This window comes from Rhizobium sp. RHZ01 (assembly GCF_014851595.1).
GTDB classification, from domain to species: Bacteria; Pseudomonadota; Alphaproteobacteria; order Rhizobiales; family Rhizobiaceae; genus Rhizobium; species Rhizobium altiplani.
In genome coordinates this window covers 143,647-160,915 of the sequence record NZ_JACUZZ010000012.1, presented here as the reverse complement: position 1 = coordinate 160,915, position 17,269 = coordinate 143,647, and the positions used below count along the sequence as shown (strand labels likewise).

The window sequence follows — 17,269 nt, the reverse complement described above, 5'->3', positions numbered from 1 at the left end:
GACCCGGCCTGTGGTCGCGGATGGGCTGCTCTCGGCTCAGCCGGACGCCTTGTCGGGCACATCTACATCCACAACGGAGATGATTCAGGCTTCGTTTGCGAACCCGACTGACTTCTTCAACAGCCTGTTAGAAGCGTCCCATCCAACTTCATAGGCAATCGTCGTCTCCCAAGCCCCACTGCCCCAACCCTCTCGCGAAAGCTTAGCGCGTTTCGCCTTCGAGGAAAATCGCCTTGCAGCACCGGTTCTGCGGGACTATGCACTGCGCCATGGATATGATCTTCGACCAGGCCCGGATCGCAGTAAACCGGCATCGCGCCCGTCTCCACCATGACCCTAAGGCGACCTTCCTTCTCGATATCGCCGCGGAAGAACTCGGCGAGCGTCTTGCCGTGGTCGAACGGACCTTCGAACATGCGGTCGAGCTGCATGGCGCCACCGGGGCTGCGGCCCGCGCTGCGATCGCAACCGGCAAGGTCAGGCAACTGACACGGGTCGAAAGCGAGCACGCCTATGCGGAAGCGGGCGAGGCTATCATCGAGGCTGCTCTGGAAGAGGTTCCCCTGGAGCCACAGTCGGCAAACCTCGTGCTGGCCCCGCTCAGCCTTCACTTGACCAACGACACGCCGGGCGTCTTCATCCAGATCCGTCGCGCCTTGAAACCCGATGGGCTCTTTCTTGCCGCGATCCCTGGATCGGGCACATTGCAGGAGCTGCGCGAGATCCTGCTGGCGACAGAAATCGAAATGACCGGAGGTGCGAGCCCACGGGTCATCCCTTTCGCCGACGTGCGCGACATCGGCGGTCTCATGCAGCGCGCCGGTTTCGCCCTGCCCGTGATCGATGCAGAGACCTATACGGTCCGCTACGACTCGATCTTTCCGCTGATGAAAGACCTACGGGCGATGGGAATGACCAATCCGCTTCTTGCGCGCAGCCGCAAACCTCTGACGCGCGCCTTCTTCCTACGGGCGGCTGAAATCTATGCCGAGCGATACGCCGATCCGGACGGCCGGATCAGGGCAACCTTCTCGATCATCTATGTCTCGGGATGGGCACCGCACGAAAGCCAGCAGAAGCCGCTTCGCCCAGGATCGGCGAAGGTGAGGCTCGCCGATGCGTTGAAGGTCGAGGAGCATAAGCTGAAGCAGTAGAAATCGGCTCAGTTCGGGAACTGGTTGGCGATATTGCTCAAGAGGCCGTTGATATCGCCACCAAGCGCCCGCGCTCCACCGATGAGAGCCACGGATATGAGGGCCGCAATCAGGCCGTATTCGATCGCGGCCGCGCCACGGACGTCTGCCAGAAATGCCCTTATTAGTCGCATGCCAACCTCGGCGCTAAAGCGGCAGTCCTTCATCACGTTGCGTCTGCCGCGGCAGCAACGCCAGTATCAGCAACCAGCTCCGCTTCCGTAACCCTGAACCACGCAAACAGAACCCGGCGTTTCCTGAAGCACGCTGCGGCGGATCGTGTAGCGTTTGCCGTTCTCGGTCTTCGGTATCGAGCCCGTTGTCATCGTATCGAATTCCGACGGCGCGCTGGCAAAGACGCTCGACCTGGACTTGTCAGCAAGCATCGGCGTCAAGATCAAAGTCAGGGCAACAACGGCCGTGCCAAACAGCAGCGCAATATTCAGCACTCCCGTTCTGCTCGAGCCAGTCGAGGCCTGTTCTTTCTCTCTAACAGCTTTCCAGAAATCGTCGTCCATGCGTCAAGCCTTCTACACACACGCCAGTTGCTTGATTGAGGCCGATATTTGGCAGAAGGTGTTAAACGATCGATTAATATCCACACCCAAATTCGACGCTTACTGGATAATAATCAGAAGTTCCTAAAGTAAATCCTGCAACATCGGGATCAGGGGCTCGTCAGCGGGCGGCATCGGGTAGTCGCGCAGAGCTTGCGGCTTCACCCATTTCAACGCCTGCCCCTCTTTCCCGTGCGGAATTCCTTCATAGCGCCGGCAGACATAGAGCGGCATCAGCAGATGGAATTTCTCATAGGTATGGCTCGCGAAAGTCAGGGGCGCCAGGCAGGCGACCTTGGTCGTGATCCCGAGCTCCTCGTGAAGCTCGCGCACCAACGATTCCTCCGGCGTCTCGCCCGGCTCCACTTTGCCACCGGGAAACTCCCAAAGCCCCGCAAGCGATTTTCCCTCGGGGCGTTGCGCCAACAGAATTCGCCCGTCGGCATCGATCAGGGCACAAGCGGCAACGAGAAGGATGTTTCGGGCTGCCTCGCTCATCGTGACGGCTCCTGCCGCCAGTAGGAATAGCGGTAGGCTTCACGGAAGCCGAGCCGTTCGTAGAGTGCCAGGGCCGGAGCGTTCGTCGCCTTCACCTGCAACCAGGCGGAACGGGCAGTGCGCATCCTGGCCCAGCGCAGGGCCGATGTCAGGATTTCCATGCCAAGGCCCTCGCGGCGGCGCTCTTTGGCGACGGAGAGCGACATGATGCCGGCGAGGTCGTTGTCCTGAACGCAGAGAACGGTCGCAAGCGGCCCCGTTTCCGCATCTTCGATCATGAACAGGCCCGACGGCGGCTTGATCGCATTGATGATTTCGGCGAGCGCCGGCTTGAGCTTGGACGAGACGCCGTCGGTTGCCAGATTGGCATCCACGAAGCGGCCAATATCGTGAGTCGGCAGATGATCGAGCGTATCCGGCAGTTCCGCATGCGCAAGATCGCAGGTCATGACGATCGTCTCGTCGAAGGATGACCACTGCTGTTCCCGCACGAGGTCGATCAATACCGGCGAGGCGAGCGGCGTCTGACGCAGAACTGCCGGGCGGCCATAGGCTTCGAACTTGCGGCCTGCCTTGGCAAGACGGATTTCGACATCGCGGTGATCCGAAGGATCGAGCGGCACGATCGAATTCAGCCGATTGGACGGATGCCCCGCCGTCAGCCGTATCTGCCAACTGCCGTCGTACTGCACGGATGAGGCTGGCCAAGCCCGGAAGCCGACAGCCTCCAGCCTGCGCACGAGTGGCAGATTTGCCTTCTTGGATAATGCTTCAGTCAATGAAAAATCAGCTCCGGTAGTCACCGTTGATGGCGACATACTCCTTTGTAAGGTCGCACGTCCAGACCGTGGCGGTGCCGTTTCCAAGACCGATGTCGACCTTCACAGGAATATCCTGCTTTTTCATGACGTTGGTTGCAGCTTGCTCGGAATAGACGGCGTCGCGCTCGCCGTTGACGGCAACACGCACATCGCCGAACCAGATAGCCAGCCGATCGCGGTCGGCCATTTCACCGGACTTGCCGACGGCCATGACAATACGGCCCCAGTTGGCGTCCTCGCCGGCGGCCGCGGTCTTGACCAGCGGCGAATTGGCGATCGACAGCGCGATCTTCTTGGCCGCGGCATCGCTTTCGGCCCCAGTCACCGTGATCTCCAGCATCTTCGTCGCACCTTCGCCGTCGCGCACGACCTGCAGGGCAAGATCCTTCAGAAGATCATTGAGCGCAGCGCGGAACGAGGCAAGGCGGGCGTCATCGGCGCTCTCGACCCGAGCCTGACCGTCCTCGGCAGCCGCGCCGGTGGCAAACAGCATCAACGTATCAGAGGTCGAGGTATCGCTGTCGACCGTCATCGAATTGAACGTCGGATCAACGCCCGCGGATAGGAGCGATTGCAGGGCGGCGGGAGCAATATCGGCATCGGTGACCACGAAGGAAAGCATGGTCGCCATATCAGGCGCAATCATGCCGGCGCCCTTGGCAATGCCATTGATCGTCACCTTCACGCCGCCGATCTCGGCACTGCGGGTGGCGACCTTCGGATAGGTGTCTGTGGTCATGATCGCCTTGGCGGCCTCGAACCAGAAGTCACCGGTCGCATCCTTGTGCATCTGGTCGAGAACGCCAGAGAACTTCGTCGCGTCCAGCGGTTCGCCGATGACACCGGTCGACGCGAGGTAGACCTCGTTCTCGCCGCAACCGACGGCAGCCGCTGCCGACTTTGCCGTCAGGGCAGTCGCGTCGCGCCCCTTCAAACCAGTGAAAGCATTCGCATTGCCGGAATTGACGACGACAGCCCGTGCTGTGCCATGCGGCAGGTTTGCGCGGCAGAAATCGACCGGCGCCGAAGGGCACTTCGAGCGCGTAAAAACGCCCGCGACTGCGGCCGGCTTGTCGAACACCATCATCAGTACGTCGGTGCGGTTCTTGTACTTGATGCCGGCTGAGGCAGTGGCCATGCGCACGCCGCGCAGGGCGGGCACATTGGCATAGGATTTCGGAGCGAGCGGAGAAACGGAACCGGACATGGCAATCGACCTGGTGGCTGGAAGGATTTTCAGGGCGAAGTATAAGCCGGCTCGCCCTGCGGAAATACGACAACTGCTATAGTGAAGGGCCCGGAAGAACCGGGCCCTAAACTTTGGATTTTACTGCTGCGGTTGCGCGGCGGGTTCATCACCCGGCTGCGGCTGCTTGTTGGCGTCGTCATAGCCCTTGCGCAGCGCTTCGTCGGTGATCTCGACCTTGGACTTTTCCTTGGCAGAGGCGAGAAGCGCAAGGTACTTGTCGCGCATGACGAGCTGGCGAACCTGGTCCTTGACCTGATCGAAGGCTGGTGGAGCGGCGTCGCGCTTATCTTCGACCAGGATAACGTGATAGCCGAAATCGGTCTTCACGGGGGTCTTGGTGTAGGTGCCCTTGTCAAGGGCGAAGGCGGCCTCTTCGAATTCCTTGACCATGCGGCCCTTGGTGAAATAGCCGAGATCGCCACCGTCAGCCTTGTTCGGATCGGTGGACTTTTCCTTCGCCAGATCCGCGAAGCTCTTGCCGGCGTCCAGCTGCTTGATGACGTCCTTGGCCTCGTCCTCGGTCTTCACGAGAATGTGGCGGGCGTGAACTTCTTCCTGCTTCGGAAGTGCTGCGACTTCCTTGTCGTAGCGCGCCTTGACGTCCGCGTCGGTCACCGTGTCGACGACGTGCTTCTTGAAGTAGGCGTTGTGCAGTTCGCGATCAGCGAGATACTGCATGCGCTTCTTGAATTCGGCGTTCTGGTCGAGCTTTTCGGCCGTTGCGTCCAGCGCCAGCAGCTTGACGTCGATGGCGGCGGACAGGGCGGCGATCTTCTTCTGGTCGTCCGGCAGCTGGGCGAGCTGCGGGTCGAGATTGGCAACGGCCAGATCGAGATCGGACTGATGAATCTCGACATCGCCGACCTTGGCGACGACGGCATCCGGCTTGTCTTCCGCACGGACCGGCGCCTGGAACGCAACGAAGGTTGCGAACGCCATCACAGCGATTTTGTTGTAGTTCAACATCAAATAACCCTTCACAGTTACACCCACCGGCTTCAGCTTCGTGAATTCAGCCTGAAACAGCCATCAACACTGGAATGTGGCCTTTGTATATCAGCCAAATCCGTTGACATCATTCGACCCCCCTCTTATCTGTCACGCAACCTCGCGTCCAGAACAGTTTCCTGGCGTTTCGAGACGTGTGCCTGAAATTCGGCCGGGCAGCGGATAAGAAAAGCCGGGGAATATTATTGAGAAAGGACCAGTCATATGGTCAGCTTTGGCGGTATAGCCCGCAAAATATTTGGCTCTGCCAATGATCGCCGCGTGCGGTCCTTCCAGCCGAAAGTCGCAGCCATCAACGCCATCGAAGAAAAGACGAAGGCTTTGAGCGACGAGCAGCTGGCTGCCCAGACCGTCGAATTCCGCAAGATGCTGGCAGACGGCAAGACGCTCGACGACATCCTTGTGCCTGCGTTCGCCGTTGTGCGCGAGGCTTCGCGCCGCGTTCTCGGCCTGCGACCTTTTGACGTACAGCTGATCGGCGGCATGATCCTTCATGACGGCGACATCGCGGAAATGAAGACCGGTGAGGGCAAGACGCTTGTTGCCACGTTGCCGGTCTACTTGAACGCACTCGCCGGCAAGGGCGTCCACGTTGTCACCGTGAACGACTACCTCGCCCGCCGCGACGCCGCGACCATGGGCAAGATCTATGGCTTCCTCGGCCTGACCACGGGCGTCATCGTCCACGGCCTGTCGGACGAGGAGCGTGCTGCCGCCTATAACTGCGACATCACTTACGCGACCAACAACGAACTCGGCTTCGACTATCTGCGCGATAACATGAAGTACGAGAAGAACCAGATGGTCCAGCGCGGCCACAACTTCGCGATCGTCGACGAAGTGGACTCGATCCTCGTCGACGAAGCGCGCACGCCGCTGATCATTTCCGGTCCGCTGGACGACCGCTCCGACCTCTACAACACGATCGACGCCTTCATTCCGCAACTGAGCGAAGGCGACTACGAGATCGACGAAAAGCAGCGCTCAGCCAACTTCTCCGAAGAAGGCACCGAGAAGCTGGAAAACCTGTTGCGCCAGGCTGGCCTGCTGAAGGGCCAGTCGCTCTACGACATCGAGAACGTGGCGATCGTCCACCACGTCAACAACGCGCTCAAGGCCCACAAGCTGTTCCAGCGCGACAAGGACTACATTGTCCGCAACGACGAGATCGTCATCATCGACGAGTTCACCGGCCGCATGATGCCGGGCCGCCGCTACTCGGAAGGCCAGCACCAGGCTCTGGAAGCCAAGGAAAGGGTGACCATCCAGCCGGAAAACCAGACGCTGGCGCAGATCACTTTCCAGAATTACTTCCGTATGTACGGCAAACTCGCCGGCATGACCGGTACGGCGCAGACGGAAGCGGAAGAATTCGGCAACATCTACGGCCTCGAGGTTGTCGAAGTGCCGACCAACCTGCCGATCAAGCGTACCGACGAAGACGACGAGGTCTATCGGACCTTTGAAGAGAAATACAAGGCTATCATTGCCGAGATCGCGGACGCTCAGAAGCGCGGCCAGCCGGTTCTCGTCGGCACGACCTCGATCGAAAAGTCGGAACTGCTCGCCGAGATGATGCGCAAGCAGGGCTTCAAGGACTTCCAGGTCCTGAACGCCCGCTACCACGAGCAGGAAGCGTATATTGTCGCGCAGGCCGGCGTGCCGGGTGCGGTAACGATCGCCACCAACATGGCGGGCCGCGGTACGGACATTCAGCTCGGCGGCAACCTTGAAATGCGTGTCGAACGCGATCTTGGCGAGATCGAGCCCGGCCCCGAGCGCGACGCAAAGATCGAAGGGATCCGCGAAGAGATCAAGCAGCTCAAGGAGCAGGCACTTGCCGCCGGTGGCCTTTATGTCATCGCGACCGAGCGCCACGAGAGCCGCCGCATCGACAACCAGCTGCGCGGCCGTTCCGGCCGTCAGGGCGACCCTGGCCGTTCCAAGTTCTACCTGTCGCTTCAGGACGACCTGATGCGCATCTTCGGTTCCGACCGCATGGATAGCATGCTGCAGAAGCTCGGTCTCAAGGAGGGCGAAGCCATCGTTCATCCCTGGATCAACAAGGCTCTGGAGCGCGCGCAGAAGAAGGTCGAAGCCCGCAACTTCGACATCCGCAAAAACCTCCTGAAATACGACGACGTTCTGAACGATCAGCGCAAGGTGATCTTCGAACAGCGCCTCGAGTTGATGGAAGCGGCCAATATTTCCGAGACCGTCTCCGACATGCGCCGCGAGGTCATCGACGATCTCGTCGAGAAGCACATCCCCGAGCGCGCCTATGCCGAGAAGTGGGATGCCGTTGGCCTGAAGGAGCGGACAGCAGCCTTGCTCAACCTCGATCTGCCGGTTGAGGACTGGGTTAAGGAGGAAGGTATCGGCGAGGACAGCATTCGCGACCGCCTGACGGAAGCATCCAATGCGGCTTTCACGGAAAAGGCCGAACGCTTTGGCGACGACATCATGCACTATGTCGAGCGCTCGATCGTCATGCAGACGCTCGACCACCTGTGGCGCGAGCATATCGTCAACCTCGACCACCTGCGCTCCGTCATCGGCTTCCGTGGCTACGCACAGCGCGATCCGCTGCAGGAATACAAGTCGGAAGCGTTCGAGCTCTTCACCTCGCTCCTGAACAACCTGCGTGAAGCCGTCACCGCACAGCTGATGCGCGTCGAACTCGTGCAGCAGGCGCCGGCGGAGCCGGAACCTCCGTTCATGCAGGCGCACCACCTCGATCCGAATACGGGCGAAGACGATTTCGCGCCCGCGTTCCTGGCCTCGGAAGTGGTTGTCGCCCCGGAAAACCGCAATCCGACCGACCCGTCGACCTGGGGTCATGTCGGCCGCAACGAGCCTTGCCCCTGTGGCTCCGGCAAGAAGTTCAAGCATTGCCACGGCGCCTTCGCACAGGCTTGAGCCGGCCGGTAAGCTAGAAACAAGGCCCTCGCGACGGAAACGTCGCGAGGTTTTTTTTGTCCGCCCAGTTGTCGCTCGCGCCCAGCCCCTTCACAACTCCTGATTTAATAATCAGCGCACACTTCAGCCACAGAACTGTCGCTTTGTTCGCCGAGTTTGCGACCATATTCGTTTTGATTGCCGAGGAAGAGATGAACGCTTGCGCCCGAGCGGTTCCCTATTTCAGCCAGTGGGAAACGGCGTCGATGACGCTGCCTGTGCTTGAAAGCGGCTCGTCTGCATTATTGAGCGATCCGCTCTGGCACCAGTCTGGCGCCGAGACGGTCGAAGAATATGCCCGCTGGGCGGTCAATATCTGCGGCATGGCATGCCTGAAGATGGCACTTGCCGCACGCGGCGAGATGCACCGGACCATCGACCTGGCACGGGCCTGCACTGCTTTTGGCGGGTACGTCGTCAACGAGGCGGATCAATCGATCAAGGGATTGATCTATGCGCCGTTCGTCACCTTCGTCGGGCGGGCCTTCGGCCTCAAGGCCGAAACGATCACCAATCTGCCGACCACTGATATTCCCGATTTGCTTCGCAGGAACACATTCTTCATCGCCTCTGTCAACAGCCAGATCCGGTGGCCGGATCGCGAGCCGCCGTCGCGCGGCGGCCATCTCGTACTGGTAACGGCGGCATCGCCCGGAACGATCCGTTTCCACAATCCATCCGGCCATGACGCTCAAAGCCAGGCAGACGTCGTACTGCCGCTCCCAACCTTCGACCGCTTCTTCGCCAATCGCGGCGTGGCCATCATTCTCTGACAACCTCAACAGACCCATCCGAGCAGAAAATCATCATGCCGAACACGCGTTCTACGGAAACTGACCGGCCCACAGCCTCGCGCCTGCGGGTCGCTGTCCTCTTCGGCGGGCGTTCGCCCGAGCACGATGTCTCAATCCTGTCGGCAACCAATGTCGTCAATGCGCTCGATCGTGACCGCTACGACGTTCTTCCCATCTACGTGACGAAGGAAGGGCGGTGGTTGCTGATGGCACGGCAGACGGAACTGTCGACCGCAGCAACCGTCGGCGACGCTCCGGAATTGACGCTGCTGCCCGGCGGTCGGGGCCGCCTGCTAGCCATTCCCGCCAATGCAGCTCCATACGAAGTTCCGCCGATCAACATCCTGTTTCCCGTCCTGCATGGCATGCACGGCGAGGACGGATCGGTACAGGGACTGGCCGCCGTCGCCCGCGTGCCGCTCGCAGGCTGTGGCATCCTCGGCTCGGCAACGGCCATCGATAAGGATATCGCCAAGCGCCTGTTGAAGGAGGCTGGTCTACCGGTCGCGAAGGCCGTCTGCATCGAACAAGGCGCGGAGCCGCCCTTCGCTGATGTTGTAAAAAAACTCGGTCTTCCGCTTTTCATCAAGCCCGCGCGCCAGGGCTCTTCCGTCGGCGTCAGTAAGGTAGCCGACGCCGACAGCTACGCCGCCGCCCTCGCCGAAGGCTTCAGGCACGACCGCAAGCTGCTGGCAGAGGAATTCATCACCGGCCGCGAGATTGAATTCAGCGTGCTCGAACACGCCGATGGTTCGCTCTTCGTATCACTGCCCGGCGAGATAGTGCCCGCCGAAACCCACGGCTTTTATAGCTACGAGGCCAAGTATATCGACGAGAATGGCGCAGCGCTCAGAGTTCCCGCGCAACTGCCGAAGGAGATCGGGGAAGAACTGCGCCGCACAGCGACCAATGCCTTCAAAGCGCTCGGCTGCGATGGAATGGCGAGGGTCGATTTCTTTCTCACGCCCGACATGTCCTTCGTCGTCAACGAACTCAACACCATACCCGGCTTCACCAATATTAGCATGTATGCCAAGGCCATGGCCGCCAGTGGCGTCAGCTATGCCGAGGTTCTCGACCGACTGATCGAACGTGCGCTTTGCCATGCAGGCAGCTGATTTCTGGCGTTCCAGCCGTTGGCACGAATGACGGTGTCACAACCGTTTCTTAACGCCGTTCTGCCAAGACTTCGACGACGATTTGCCTGAAGAGTTTTGCGTGTTTGTGATGGCGGTCATTGAGACGGCGGAAAAGATGCTGCCTGCGGGTCTGCGCCCGGCGGGAAGTCGCCTGCTGCGCTCGTTTGTGACCGCTCTGACTGCGCGCGGCGATAAGGCTACAGCTCAGCGCATGGCGCTGACCGCCTTTTCCATCCGCATCGTCAGCGCCGCCCTCGCCTTTCTGTCGCAAATCGTATTGGCCCGCCTCATGGGCGAATATGAGTACGGAATTTTTGTATTCGTCTGGGTGCTGATCGTCCTCTTCGGCGATCTTTCCTGCCTGGGCTTCCACACCGCCGTCGTGCGGTTCCTGCCGCAATACAAGGCGGCCGGCTCTTTTGAGAAGATCCGCGGACTGACCGGCACCGCCCGCATCTTCGGATTGCTCTCCGGCACGGCCGCTCTTGTCATCGGCATGATCGCCCTGCATCTCTTCCGCGACAGGATCGAGGGTTATTATGTCATCCCGATCTTCCTCGGACTGGTCGCCATGCCGATGATCGCCCTCGGTGATATTCTCGAAGGCACGTCGCGGGCCAATCACTGGCCTGTCATGGCGTTGAGTCCTGCCTACATCGTACGGCCGGTCCTCATCATTCTCTTCATGCTCACTGCGATCGGGCTTGGCGCGCCGCGCACCGCGATGACGGCGATGCAGGCCGCACTCATCGCGACCTATGTCACCACCGTCGGCCAATACGTCGCAACGCTCTTGCGACTGCGCCGCCATTACCAAGAGGGTCCGCGCGAGGTCGACTTTCTCGGTTGGCTTGGTGTCGCCTTCCCAATCTTCCTTATCGAGGGGGTCAGCTTCCTGTTGACCAATTCTGATGTGGTCGTGGTCGGCATCTTCCTCGAACCGCACGACGTCGCGATCTATTTCGCCGCCGCCAAGACGATGGCGCTGGTCCACTTCATCAATTTCTCCGTGAAGGCGGCATCCGGTCCGCGCTTTTCAAGCCTCATCGCCGAGGGGACACGCGAGCAGCTCGCGGCTGCTGCGATCGACGCCGCGCGATGGACCTTCTGGCCCGCGCTCGCCATCGGCCTGGCCGTTGTCGCCGCCGGCCATTTTCTGCTCTCGCTCTTTGGCGGCGCTTTCACCGCTGGCTATATCGTGATGGCAATCCTGCTGGCGGGCATCCTCGCCAAAGCCCTGGTCGGACCGGCGGAAACGCTGCTGATGATGGCTGGCAAGCAGAACGTCTGCGTTCTGCTCTATGCCGGAGCGCTGGCAGCGAACATCAGCCTCAACCTGCTCCTCATCCCAAGACTGGGTATCGAGGGTGCGGCGATCGCCACGGCCTCGGCCATGGGCGTCGAAGCCATCCTCCTGCATTTTGCCGTCCGGCGCGCGCTTGGAATTATGCTTTTCGCATTTGCCACGCCTCCGGCCAAAACAGACATGGAAGCCTGATATAATGGTGCGCATTCCTCCAGCTACCGAAACGACCGATGTCACGACGAACCGCATGGTTCACGAGCTAGCGGCTCTCGATTTCGACATGCCACGGCCGGATGCGCGCGTTGAAGTCGGCCGTCCGGGCCGTGAACTCTGCCTCTATTCCGGCAAGCTCGGCTACGAACTGCAGGAAGAGCTCGATTTCCTCTCCAACCGAGCGATGGAGCCGAATGTCTTCTTCACCGGTCGCTTCCTCGCCCCGGCCATGCCGCGGCTGGATGATAGAGAGGTGAACTTCGCCCTGTTGCGGGATCTGAGCGACACGCGAAGCCGGATGCGCTTCCTGATGCCGTTCTCCATCGAAAAACCCGGCTTCGCCGTCGGCCCCTCGATCGTACGGGTCTGGTCGAACGGCTTTGCACCGCTCGGCACGCCGCTGGTCGATACCGAGGATGCAGGCGAAACGCTGGACAATCTCTATGACGGCCTGACCCATCGGGACCTGCGCCTGCCCCCAATTCTCGTGCTGCCGGATGTCAGGCTGAACGGGCTCTTTGCCCGCATGGCAAGGGCGGTCGCCATCGGCCGCAACCTGCCGATCACCATCGCCAATCCCTATCAGCGCGCCATGCTGCAGAGCGACGAGGAAGCAACCGTCTATCTGCGCGACGCAATTTCTTCGTCGCATCTGAAGGAGATGCGGCGGCAATGGCGTCTGCTCGAGGACTTGGGCACGGTGGTTTATAACGTCGCCCGCCAGGCGCGTGAAGTCCACGCGCGTTTCGAAGAGTTCCTTGCGCTCGAGGCCGGCGGCTGGAAGGGCAAGAAGCGCAGTGCGCTGGTGACCGATCGCTACCACACCGCCTTTGCCCGAGAGGCGGTTTCCAACCTCGCCGCCGTCGATGCCGTTCGTGTCCACACGATCGACCTCAACGGCAAGGCAATCGCCTCGATGGTGGTCTTGATGATGGGCGGCGAGGCCTACACCTGGAAGACGGCCTACGACGAAGCCTATGCGCGCTATTCGCCAGGCAAGTTGCTGATGGGCGAGGTGACCGAATGGCACCTTGACGACGCCAACATCGTTCGTTCCGACTCCTGCGCCATCCCCGATCACCCGATGATCAATCGCTTCTGGAAGGAGCGGGAGGAGATGGGCACGATGGTAATCGGGCTGAACCAGAACGGCGACCGGGACGTGCGCCAGGTGGCCGCCCAGCTCCATATGTACAGCAGCACCCGCAACGTCGCGAAGATGCTGCGACAGAAGATCATGTCACTCGCCCGGCGTGGAAAGTCTCCCCAGTGACGTCAGGTCACGCCAAAGCCGTCAGCCGGCAGCGGCCCGCTCCCTGAGCAGGCGCCGGATGACCTTGCCTGTCGTGGTCAGCGGCAGTTCCGGGACAAATTCCACTTCGCGCGGATACTCGTGCATCGAAAGCCGCAACTTCACCCATTCGCTGATCTCGGACGCCAGCTGTTGGCTTGGCTCGAATCCTGGCGCCAGCACGACATAGGCCTTGACGATCTCGGTGCGAACGGGATCGGGCTTGCCGATGGCTGCGGCCAGCTGCACGGCGGGATGGCCGATGAGGCAGTCCTCGATTTCGGCTGGCCCGATCCGATAGCCTGAGGAGGTGATGACATCGTCATCCCGCCCGAAGAAGGTGACGTAGCCGTCCGCATCCTGGCGCCCGATATCGCCTGTCAGAAGCCAATCGCCGACAAACTTCCGGTCGGTCGCCCCGACGTCGTCCCAATAGCCGAGAAACATCACGGGATCCGGGCGGCGGATGGCAATCTGCCCAGCTTCACCAACAGGAAGCTCCTCGCCGGCTTCGCTGACGATGGCCACACGATGCCCGGGCACCGGGCGTCCGATTGCGCCGGGACGACTGATTCCGATCGCGGCGCTCGACGAAAGCACGAAATTGCACTCCGTCTGGCCGTAGAACTCGTTGACCGTAATCCCGAGCGTCCGCTTGACCCACTCCAGCGTTTCGGCACCGAGCGACTCGCCCGCTGCGCCGATGGTGCGCAAGACGAGATCATATTTGGCACGTGGATCTGGCACCGATTTCAGTAGCCGCAAGGCCGTCGGCGGAATGAAACCGTTGCGCACCTTCATTTCGGCCATGATGCGATAAGCCATGTCGGCATCGAATTTCTGCGCCGGCGAGGAGACGACGGGAACACCGAGCAACAGGCTGGGCAGCAGCGCATTCAGCAAACCGCCAGCCCAGGCCCAGTCCGAAGGTGTCCAGACCTTGTCTCCGGCCTGCGGAAATCCCTCATGGGCAAACTGCATGCCCGGTATGTGCCCCGCCAGCACCTGATGACCGTGAAGCGCGCCCTTCGGCGGACCGGTCGTTCCCGACGTGAAGATCATCAGCGCCGGATCGTGGGGCGCGGTTTTCGCGACCTCGAACACCGGGGGATGGCTTTCGACCAGCGCTGAAAAGTATCGCACGCCCTGTCGATCGCCGTCGACGCAGATCACTTCGGAAAGGTCAGGTAGTCGCTCGCGGATATGGCTGATGCGGTCGAGCCCGAATGTGTTGGTGATGACGACGAAAGCGCCCGCGGTCCGCAGCCGGTATTCCAGCGCCTCGACGCCGAAGAGCAAGGCCAACGGCAGTGCGATCGCGCCGATCTTGTAGATCGCAACATGGGCGATAACGGTCTCGAACGACTGCGGCAGGAGCAGGGCGACCCGATCACCTTTCGTTACCCCCAAAGACACCAGCGCATTGGCGAGCGACGCCGACCGGTCGGCCAGCTCGCGGTAGGTCATGGAGAGATGATTGCCGTCAGGGCTGAAGTGCTCAAGGCAAACGCGATCAGGCGTCCGCGCCGCCCATTCGTCGCTCACCGCGCGGCCGATATTGAAATCCTCCGGTATTTCCCAGGCGAAATCACGGTAAAGGTCTTCGTAGCGATCGCGCTGCGGTAGTCTCATCGGCGAAAATCCAGTCAAATGCTGCAGCAGCTAACACCGAGAGCCCGGAACACGCAAGCGCGAGACCTTGCGATGGCTTCTCGATGGTCACAAAACTTTTGTGTGAGGAGCAGACACTTTCAAGCTTGCCGCGCTAGATCAAAGGGCGCTGGGTAGCGACTCGTTTGGAGCAATTTCATGGATTACGTCAAATTTGGCGGCACTGGCTTGGAAGTGTCGAAGATCTGCCTGGGTTGCATGACCTTCGGCGAACCTGGCCGTGGCAACCACAGTTGGACACTCGGCGAAGAAGACAGCCGGGCATTGATCAGACAGGCGCTCGATCTCGGCATCAACTTCCTCGACACCGCCAACACCTATTCGGACGGCTCCTCGGAGGAGATCGTCGGGCGCGCGATCCAGGACTTTTCAAAGCGGGACGAGATCGTGCTCGCGACCAAGGTCTTTAACCGCATGCGTCCGGGGCCGAACGGCGCCGGCCTGTCGCGCAAGGCGATCTTCGACGAGATCGACAACAGCCTGCGTCGCCTTGGCACCGACTATGTCGACCTCTATCAGATCCACCGGTTCGATTATACGACGCCGATCGAAGAAACGCTGGAAGCCCTGCATGATGTCGTGAAGGCAGGCAAGGCGCGCTATATCGGCGCCTCCTCCATGTATGCCTGGCAATTCGCCAAGATGCTCTATACCTCGCGCGCCAATGGCTGGACGCCATTCGTCAGCATGCAAGATCATCTGAACCTGCTCTACCGGGAGGAAGAGCGCGAAATGCTGCCCTTCTGCCAGGATCAGAAGATCGCCGTCATTCCCTGGAGCCCGCTCGCCCGCGGTCGGCTGACGCGCGACTGGGATGAGAAGACGACCCGCAGCGAGACGGACGAATTCGGCAAGACGCTCTACAAGCAGGCGGAAGACGCCGATCGTACCATCATCGGCGTTGTCGGAAAGCTGGCCGAAAAACATGGTGTCTCCCGTGCCCAGATTGCGACCGCCTGGATCCTGCAGAAAAGCGCCGTCACGGCGCCGATCATCGGTGCGTCGAAAGCCAAGCACTTGGCCGACGCCGTCGCCGCACTGTCCGTAAAGCTGGCCCCAGAGGACGTCGCCGCGCTCGAGGAACCCTATGTTCCCCACAGGGTCGAAGGTTTCAAATAACGCGACAGTTTGGAGTGTTGCCGGTCGCGGACGTTGAGCCGGCGACCGCGGCCACTTCCGTTCAAGGATATTGCCATGACGACGATCCCCTTCGAAGCGCGCCGCTTTCAATCCACGGCCGCCTACTACACGCGCTATCGCGTTCCCTATCCCGATCAACTCATCGGGCAGGTTGCCAAGCGCGCCGGCCTCGTGGCCGGCGAGCGTGTGCTTGACCTTGGTTGCGGCCCCGGTCAGCTCGGCATTGCCTTCGCGCGGCTGGCCGGAGCAACGGTCACTGGCCTCGATCCGGAACCGGAAATGCTGGAGGCGGCGCGGACGGATGCAGCCGCCGTCGGTGTCAACGTCACCTTCATCAAGGGCTCTTCATACGATCTCGGCCCGCGCTTTGCGCCGCTCAACATGACGGTCATGGGGCGTTCGTTTCACTGGATGGACCGCCTGGAGACGCTGAAGGCTCTCGATGAAATCACCGTGACTGACGGTTGCGTGGTGCTGTTCGGCGATCGCCACATCTCCTCGACGCCCGACTGGCGGCAGGCCGTCAACGAGATCGCCGAGAGCTTCGCACCGGAGCGCAATGCCAATCGCGAACGGCGGAAAAGCCCGGATTGGATTGAGCATGAAAGCATCCTCCTTCGCTCGCCCTTCGGTGATCTGGAGCGGATCTCCGTTGTGAGGGAGCGCAAGCTCTGCCTCGACGATATCGTTGGCCGCGCCTTCTCGACCTCGGTGACATCGCCACAGGCGCTTGGCGCAAAGACGGCAGCCTTCGAGGCCGAGCTTCGCGCCACCCTCCTCAAGCTTTCGCCCGAGGGCAGCTTCCTGGAGGTGGTGGAGATCGGCGGCCTGATCGCACGCCGCGGCTAGCCCTCGGTCCTGTTCTCAAGGGAAAGTGCATCGCGAGTCGCATAGAGAAAGCTGTCGGAGAGTTCACGGCTCTCGACGGCTCGCGCCAGGATCACCGCACCCATCATCGCTGCAAGTGTCGTAAAGCCCTTCTCGCGCCGTTCGTCTGGCGTTTTACCGGACACAATCTCGGACAGAATATCAACGAGCATCGAAAGCCCATCGTTGAATGTCTCGCGCATCGCACCGTGACTGCGACTGACTTCCTGGGCAAGCGAAGCGAAAACGCAGCTGCCGCCTGGGTCGTCGACGCTGCAGCGCGACAGATAGTGATTGAGCAGCGCATCGAACGGCCGCTCCGGCGCCGACGCGATGATCTCGTTCCAGCGAATCTTCACCTTCTCGATCAATGCGCGGCTCACTTCCAGCGCCAGCTCTTCCTTGGATTCGAAATGGCCGTAGAACCCGCCATGCGTCATCCCGGCAGCCTTCATGATCTCGGCGACGCCTATGCCGTCGAAACCCTTTTCGCGAAACAGCACCCCGGCAACCGTCAGGATCTTCTCGCGATTCTCGGCAAATTTTTCTCGGCTGACCCGCATT

Annotated in this window: 16 protein-coding genes; 8 read left to right on the top strand and 8 right to left on the bottom strand. The window is 60.9% G+C overall.

All coding sequences use genetic code 11. From position 1 onward, the window contains the following. The first annotated feature begins 269 nt into the window (after positions 1 to 269). The gene (locus tag IB248_RS14975; protein ID WP_192241143.1) at positions 270 to 1,154 is read left to right on the top strand and encodes a methyltransferase domain-containing protein; all 885 of its coding nucleotides are present in this window, start codon (positions 270 to 272) and stop codon (positions 1,152 to 1,154) included. A gap of 8 nt (positions 1,155 to 1,162) precedes the next feature. Here IB248_RS14975 and IB248_RS14970 read toward each other — a convergent pair whose 3' ends face one another. The 6 genes from IB248_RS14970 to IB248_RS14945 all read right to left on the bottom strand — a co-directional run bounded on the left by IB248_RS14970 (position 1,163) and on the right by IB248_RS14945 (position 5,284). Next, positions 1,163 to 1,327: a Flp family type IVb pilin gene (locus tag IB248_RS14970; RefSeq protein WP_025661651.1), complete on the bottom strand. Its 165-nt coding sequence runs from the start codon at positions 1,325 to 1,327 to the stop codon at positions 1,163 to 1,165. 66 nt (positions 1,328 to 1,393) lie between these two features. Continuing rightward, positions 1,394 to 1,711 carry a hypothetical protein gene (locus tag IB248_RS14965; RefSeq protein WP_018857849.1) on the bottom strand — a complete coding sequence of 106 codons (318 nt, stop codon included), beginning with the start codon at positions 1,709 to 1,711 and terminating at the stop codon, positions 1,394 to 1,396. A 123-nt stretch (positions 1,712 to 1,834) separates the two neighbouring features. Continuing rightward, positions 1,835 to 2,248 carry an 8-oxo-dGTP diphosphatase MutT gene (mutT, locus tag IB248_RS14960; RefSeq protein ID WP_018857848.1) on the bottom strand — a complete coding sequence of 138 codons (414 nt, stop codon included), beginning with the start codon at positions 2,246 to 2,248 and terminating at the stop codon, positions 1,835 to 1,837. Beyond that, positions 2,245 to 3,027 carry a GNAT family N-acetyltransferase gene (locus IB248_RS14955; protein ID WP_018857847.1) on the bottom strand — a complete coding sequence of 261 codons (783 nt, stop codon included), beginning with the start codon at positions 3,025 to 3,027 and terminating at the stop codon, positions 2,245 to 2,247. The genes mutT and IB248_RS14955 overlap by 4 nt, the downstream gene beginning before the upstream one ends. Positions 3,028 to 3,034: 7 nt before the next feature. After that, positions 3,035 to 4,276 carry a bifunctional glutamate N-acetyltransferase/amino-acid acetyltransferase ArgJ gene (gene argJ, locus IB248_RS14950; RefSeq protein ID WP_018857846.1) on the bottom strand — a complete coding sequence of 414 codons (1,242 nt, stop codon included), beginning with the start codon at positions 4,274 to 4,276 and terminating at the stop codon, positions 3,035 to 3,037. 120 nt (positions 4,277 to 4,396) lie between these two features. Continuing rightward, positions 4,397 to 5,284, bottom strand: coding sequence for a peptidylprolyl isomerase (locus IB248_RS14945; RefSeq protein ID WP_018857845.1), 888 nt, complete (start codon positions 5,282 to 5,284; stop codon positions 4,397 to 4,399). A gap of 246 nt (positions 5,285 to 5,530) precedes the next feature. On the opposite strand from IB248_RS14945, the gene secA reads away from it, so the two are divergent. The 5 genes from secA to IB248_RS14920 all read left to right on the top strand — a co-directional run bounded on the left by secA (position 5,531) and on the right by IB248_RS14920 (position 13,009). Continuing rightward, on the top strand, positions 5,531 to 8,245 hold the full coding sequence (gene secA, locus IB248_RS14940; protein WP_192241142.1) for a preprotein translocase subunit SecA: 2,715 nt from the start codon (positions 5,531 to 5,533) through the stop codon (positions 8,243 to 8,245). A gap of 191 nt (positions 8,246 to 8,436) precedes the next feature. Beyond that, positions 8,437 to 9,057, top strand: a complete 621-nt coding sequence (locus IB248_RS14935) for a C39 family peptidase (RefSeq protein WP_025661646.1) — start codon at positions 8,437 to 8,439, stop codon at positions 9,055 to 9,057. Between the two features lie 35 nt (positions 9,058 to 9,092). After that, positions 9,093 to 10,196 (top strand): D-alanine--D-alanine ligase family protein, encoded by a 1,104-nt coding sequence (locus IB248_RS14930; RefSeq protein WP_192241141.1) that lies wholly within the window; start codon positions 9,093 to 9,095, stop codon positions 10,194 to 10,196. A gap of 109 nt (positions 10,197 to 10,305) precedes the next feature. After that, positions 10,306 to 11,715 (top strand): oligosaccharide flippase family protein, encoded by a 1,410-nt coding sequence (locus tag IB248_RS14925; RefSeq protein ID WP_018857841.1) that lies wholly within the window; start codon positions 10,306 to 10,308, stop codon positions 11,713 to 11,715. A 4-nt stretch (positions 11,716 to 11,719) separates the two neighbouring features. Further along, positions 11,720 to 13,009 (top strand): GNAT family N-acetyltransferase, encoded by a 1,290-nt coding sequence (locus tag IB248_RS14920; RefSeq protein WP_018857840.1) that lies wholly within the window; start codon positions 11,720 to 11,722, stop codon positions 13,007 to 13,009. A 21-nt stretch (positions 13,010 to 13,030) separates the two neighbouring features. On the opposite strand, the gene IB248_RS14915 is transcribed toward IB248_RS14920, so the two are convergent. Continuing rightward, a complete protein-coding gene (locus IB248_RS14915; protein ID WP_192241140.1) occupies positions 13,031 to 14,659 on the bottom strand; it encodes an AMP-binding protein in 1,629 nt (542 codons plus the stop codon). A 177-nt stretch (positions 14,660 to 14,836) separates the two neighbouring features. Between IB248_RS14915 and IB248_RS14910 the strand changes: the two genes are divergently transcribed. Further along, positions 14,837 to 15,817, top strand: coding sequence for an aldo/keto reductase (locus IB248_RS14910; protein WP_192241139.1), 981 nt, complete (start codon positions 14,837 to 14,839; stop codon positions 15,815 to 15,817). A gap of 75 nt (positions 15,818 to 15,892) precedes the next feature. Beyond that, a complete protein-coding gene (locus tag IB248_RS14905; protein WP_192241138.1) occupies positions 15,893 to 16,687 on the top strand; it encodes a class I SAM-dependent methyltransferase in 795 nt (264 codons plus the stop codon). On the opposite strand, the gene IB248_RS14900 is transcribed toward IB248_RS14905, so the two are convergent. Then, positions 16,684 to 17,268 (bottom strand): TetR/AcrR family transcriptional regulator, encoded by a 585-nt coding sequence (locus tag IB248_RS14900; RefSeq protein ID WP_192241137.1) that lies wholly within the window; start codon positions 17,266 to 17,268, stop codon positions 16,684 to 16,686. The two genes, IB248_RS14905 and IB248_RS14900, sit on opposite strands and share 4 nt — an antisense overlap. Between the last annotated feature and the right edge of the window lies 1 nt (position 17,269).

Excerpts from the sequence above, each read along its gene's own strand:
- IB248_RS14975 (WP_192241143.1), top strand. The coding sequence starts at position 270 with ATGGATATGATCTTCGACCAGGCCCGGATCGCAGTAAACCGGCATCGC.
- IB248_RS14970 (WP_025661651.1), bottom strand. The coding sequence starts at position 1,327 with ATGCGACTAATAAGGGCATTTCTGGCAGACGTCCGTGGCGCGGCCGCG.
- IB248_RS14965 (WP_018857849.1), bottom strand. The coding sequence starts at position 1,711 with ATGGACGACGATTTCTGGAAAGCTGTTAGAGAGAAAGAACAGGCCTCG.
- mutT (WP_018857848.1), bottom strand. The coding sequence starts at position 2,248 with ATGAGCGAGGCAGCCCGAAACATCCTTCTCGTTGCCGCTTGTGCCCTG.
- argJ (WP_018857846.1), bottom strand. The coding sequence starts at position 4,276 with ATGTCCGGTTCCGTTTCTCCGCTCGCTCCGAAATCCTATGCCAATGTG.
- IB248_RS14945 (WP_018857845.1), bottom strand. The coding sequence starts at position 5,284 with ATGTTGAACTACAACAAAATCGCTGTGATGGCGTTCGCAACCTTCGTT.
- secA (WP_192241142.1), top strand. The coding sequence starts at position 5,531 with ATGGTCAGCTTTGGCGGTATAGCCCGCAAAATATTTGGCTCTGCCAAT.
- IB248_RS14935 (WP_025661646.1), top strand. The coding sequence starts at position 8,437 with ATGAACGCTTGCGCCCGAGCGGTTCCCTATTTCAGCCAGTGGGAAACG.
- IB248_RS14930 (WP_192241141.1), top strand. The coding sequence starts at position 9,093 with ATGCCGAACACGCGTTCTACGGAAACTGACCGGCCCACAGCCTCGCGC.
- IB248_RS14925 (WP_018857841.1), top strand. The coding sequence starts at position 10,306 with ATGGCGGTCATTGAGACGGCGGAAAAGATGCTGCCTGCGGGTCTGCGC.
- IB248_RS14920 (WP_018857840.1), top strand. The coding sequence starts at position 11,720 with ATGGTGCGCATTCCTCCAGCTACCGAAACGACCGATGTCACGACGAAC.
- IB248_RS14915 (WP_192241140.1), bottom strand. The coding sequence starts at position 14,659 with ATGAGACTACCGCAGCGCGATCGCTACGAAGACCTTTACCGTGATTTC.
- IB248_RS14910 (WP_192241139.1), top strand. The coding sequence starts at position 14,837 with ATGGATTACGTCAAATTTGGCGGCACTGGCTTGGAAGTGTCGAAGATC.
- IB248_RS14905 (WP_192241138.1), top strand. The coding sequence starts at position 15,893 with ATGACGACGATCCCCTTCGAAGCGCGCCGCTTTCAATCCACGGCCGCC.
- IB248_RS14900 (WP_192241137.1), bottom strand. The coding sequence starts at position 17,268 with ATGCGGGTCAGCCGAGAAAAATTTGCCGAGAATCGCGAGAAGATCCTG.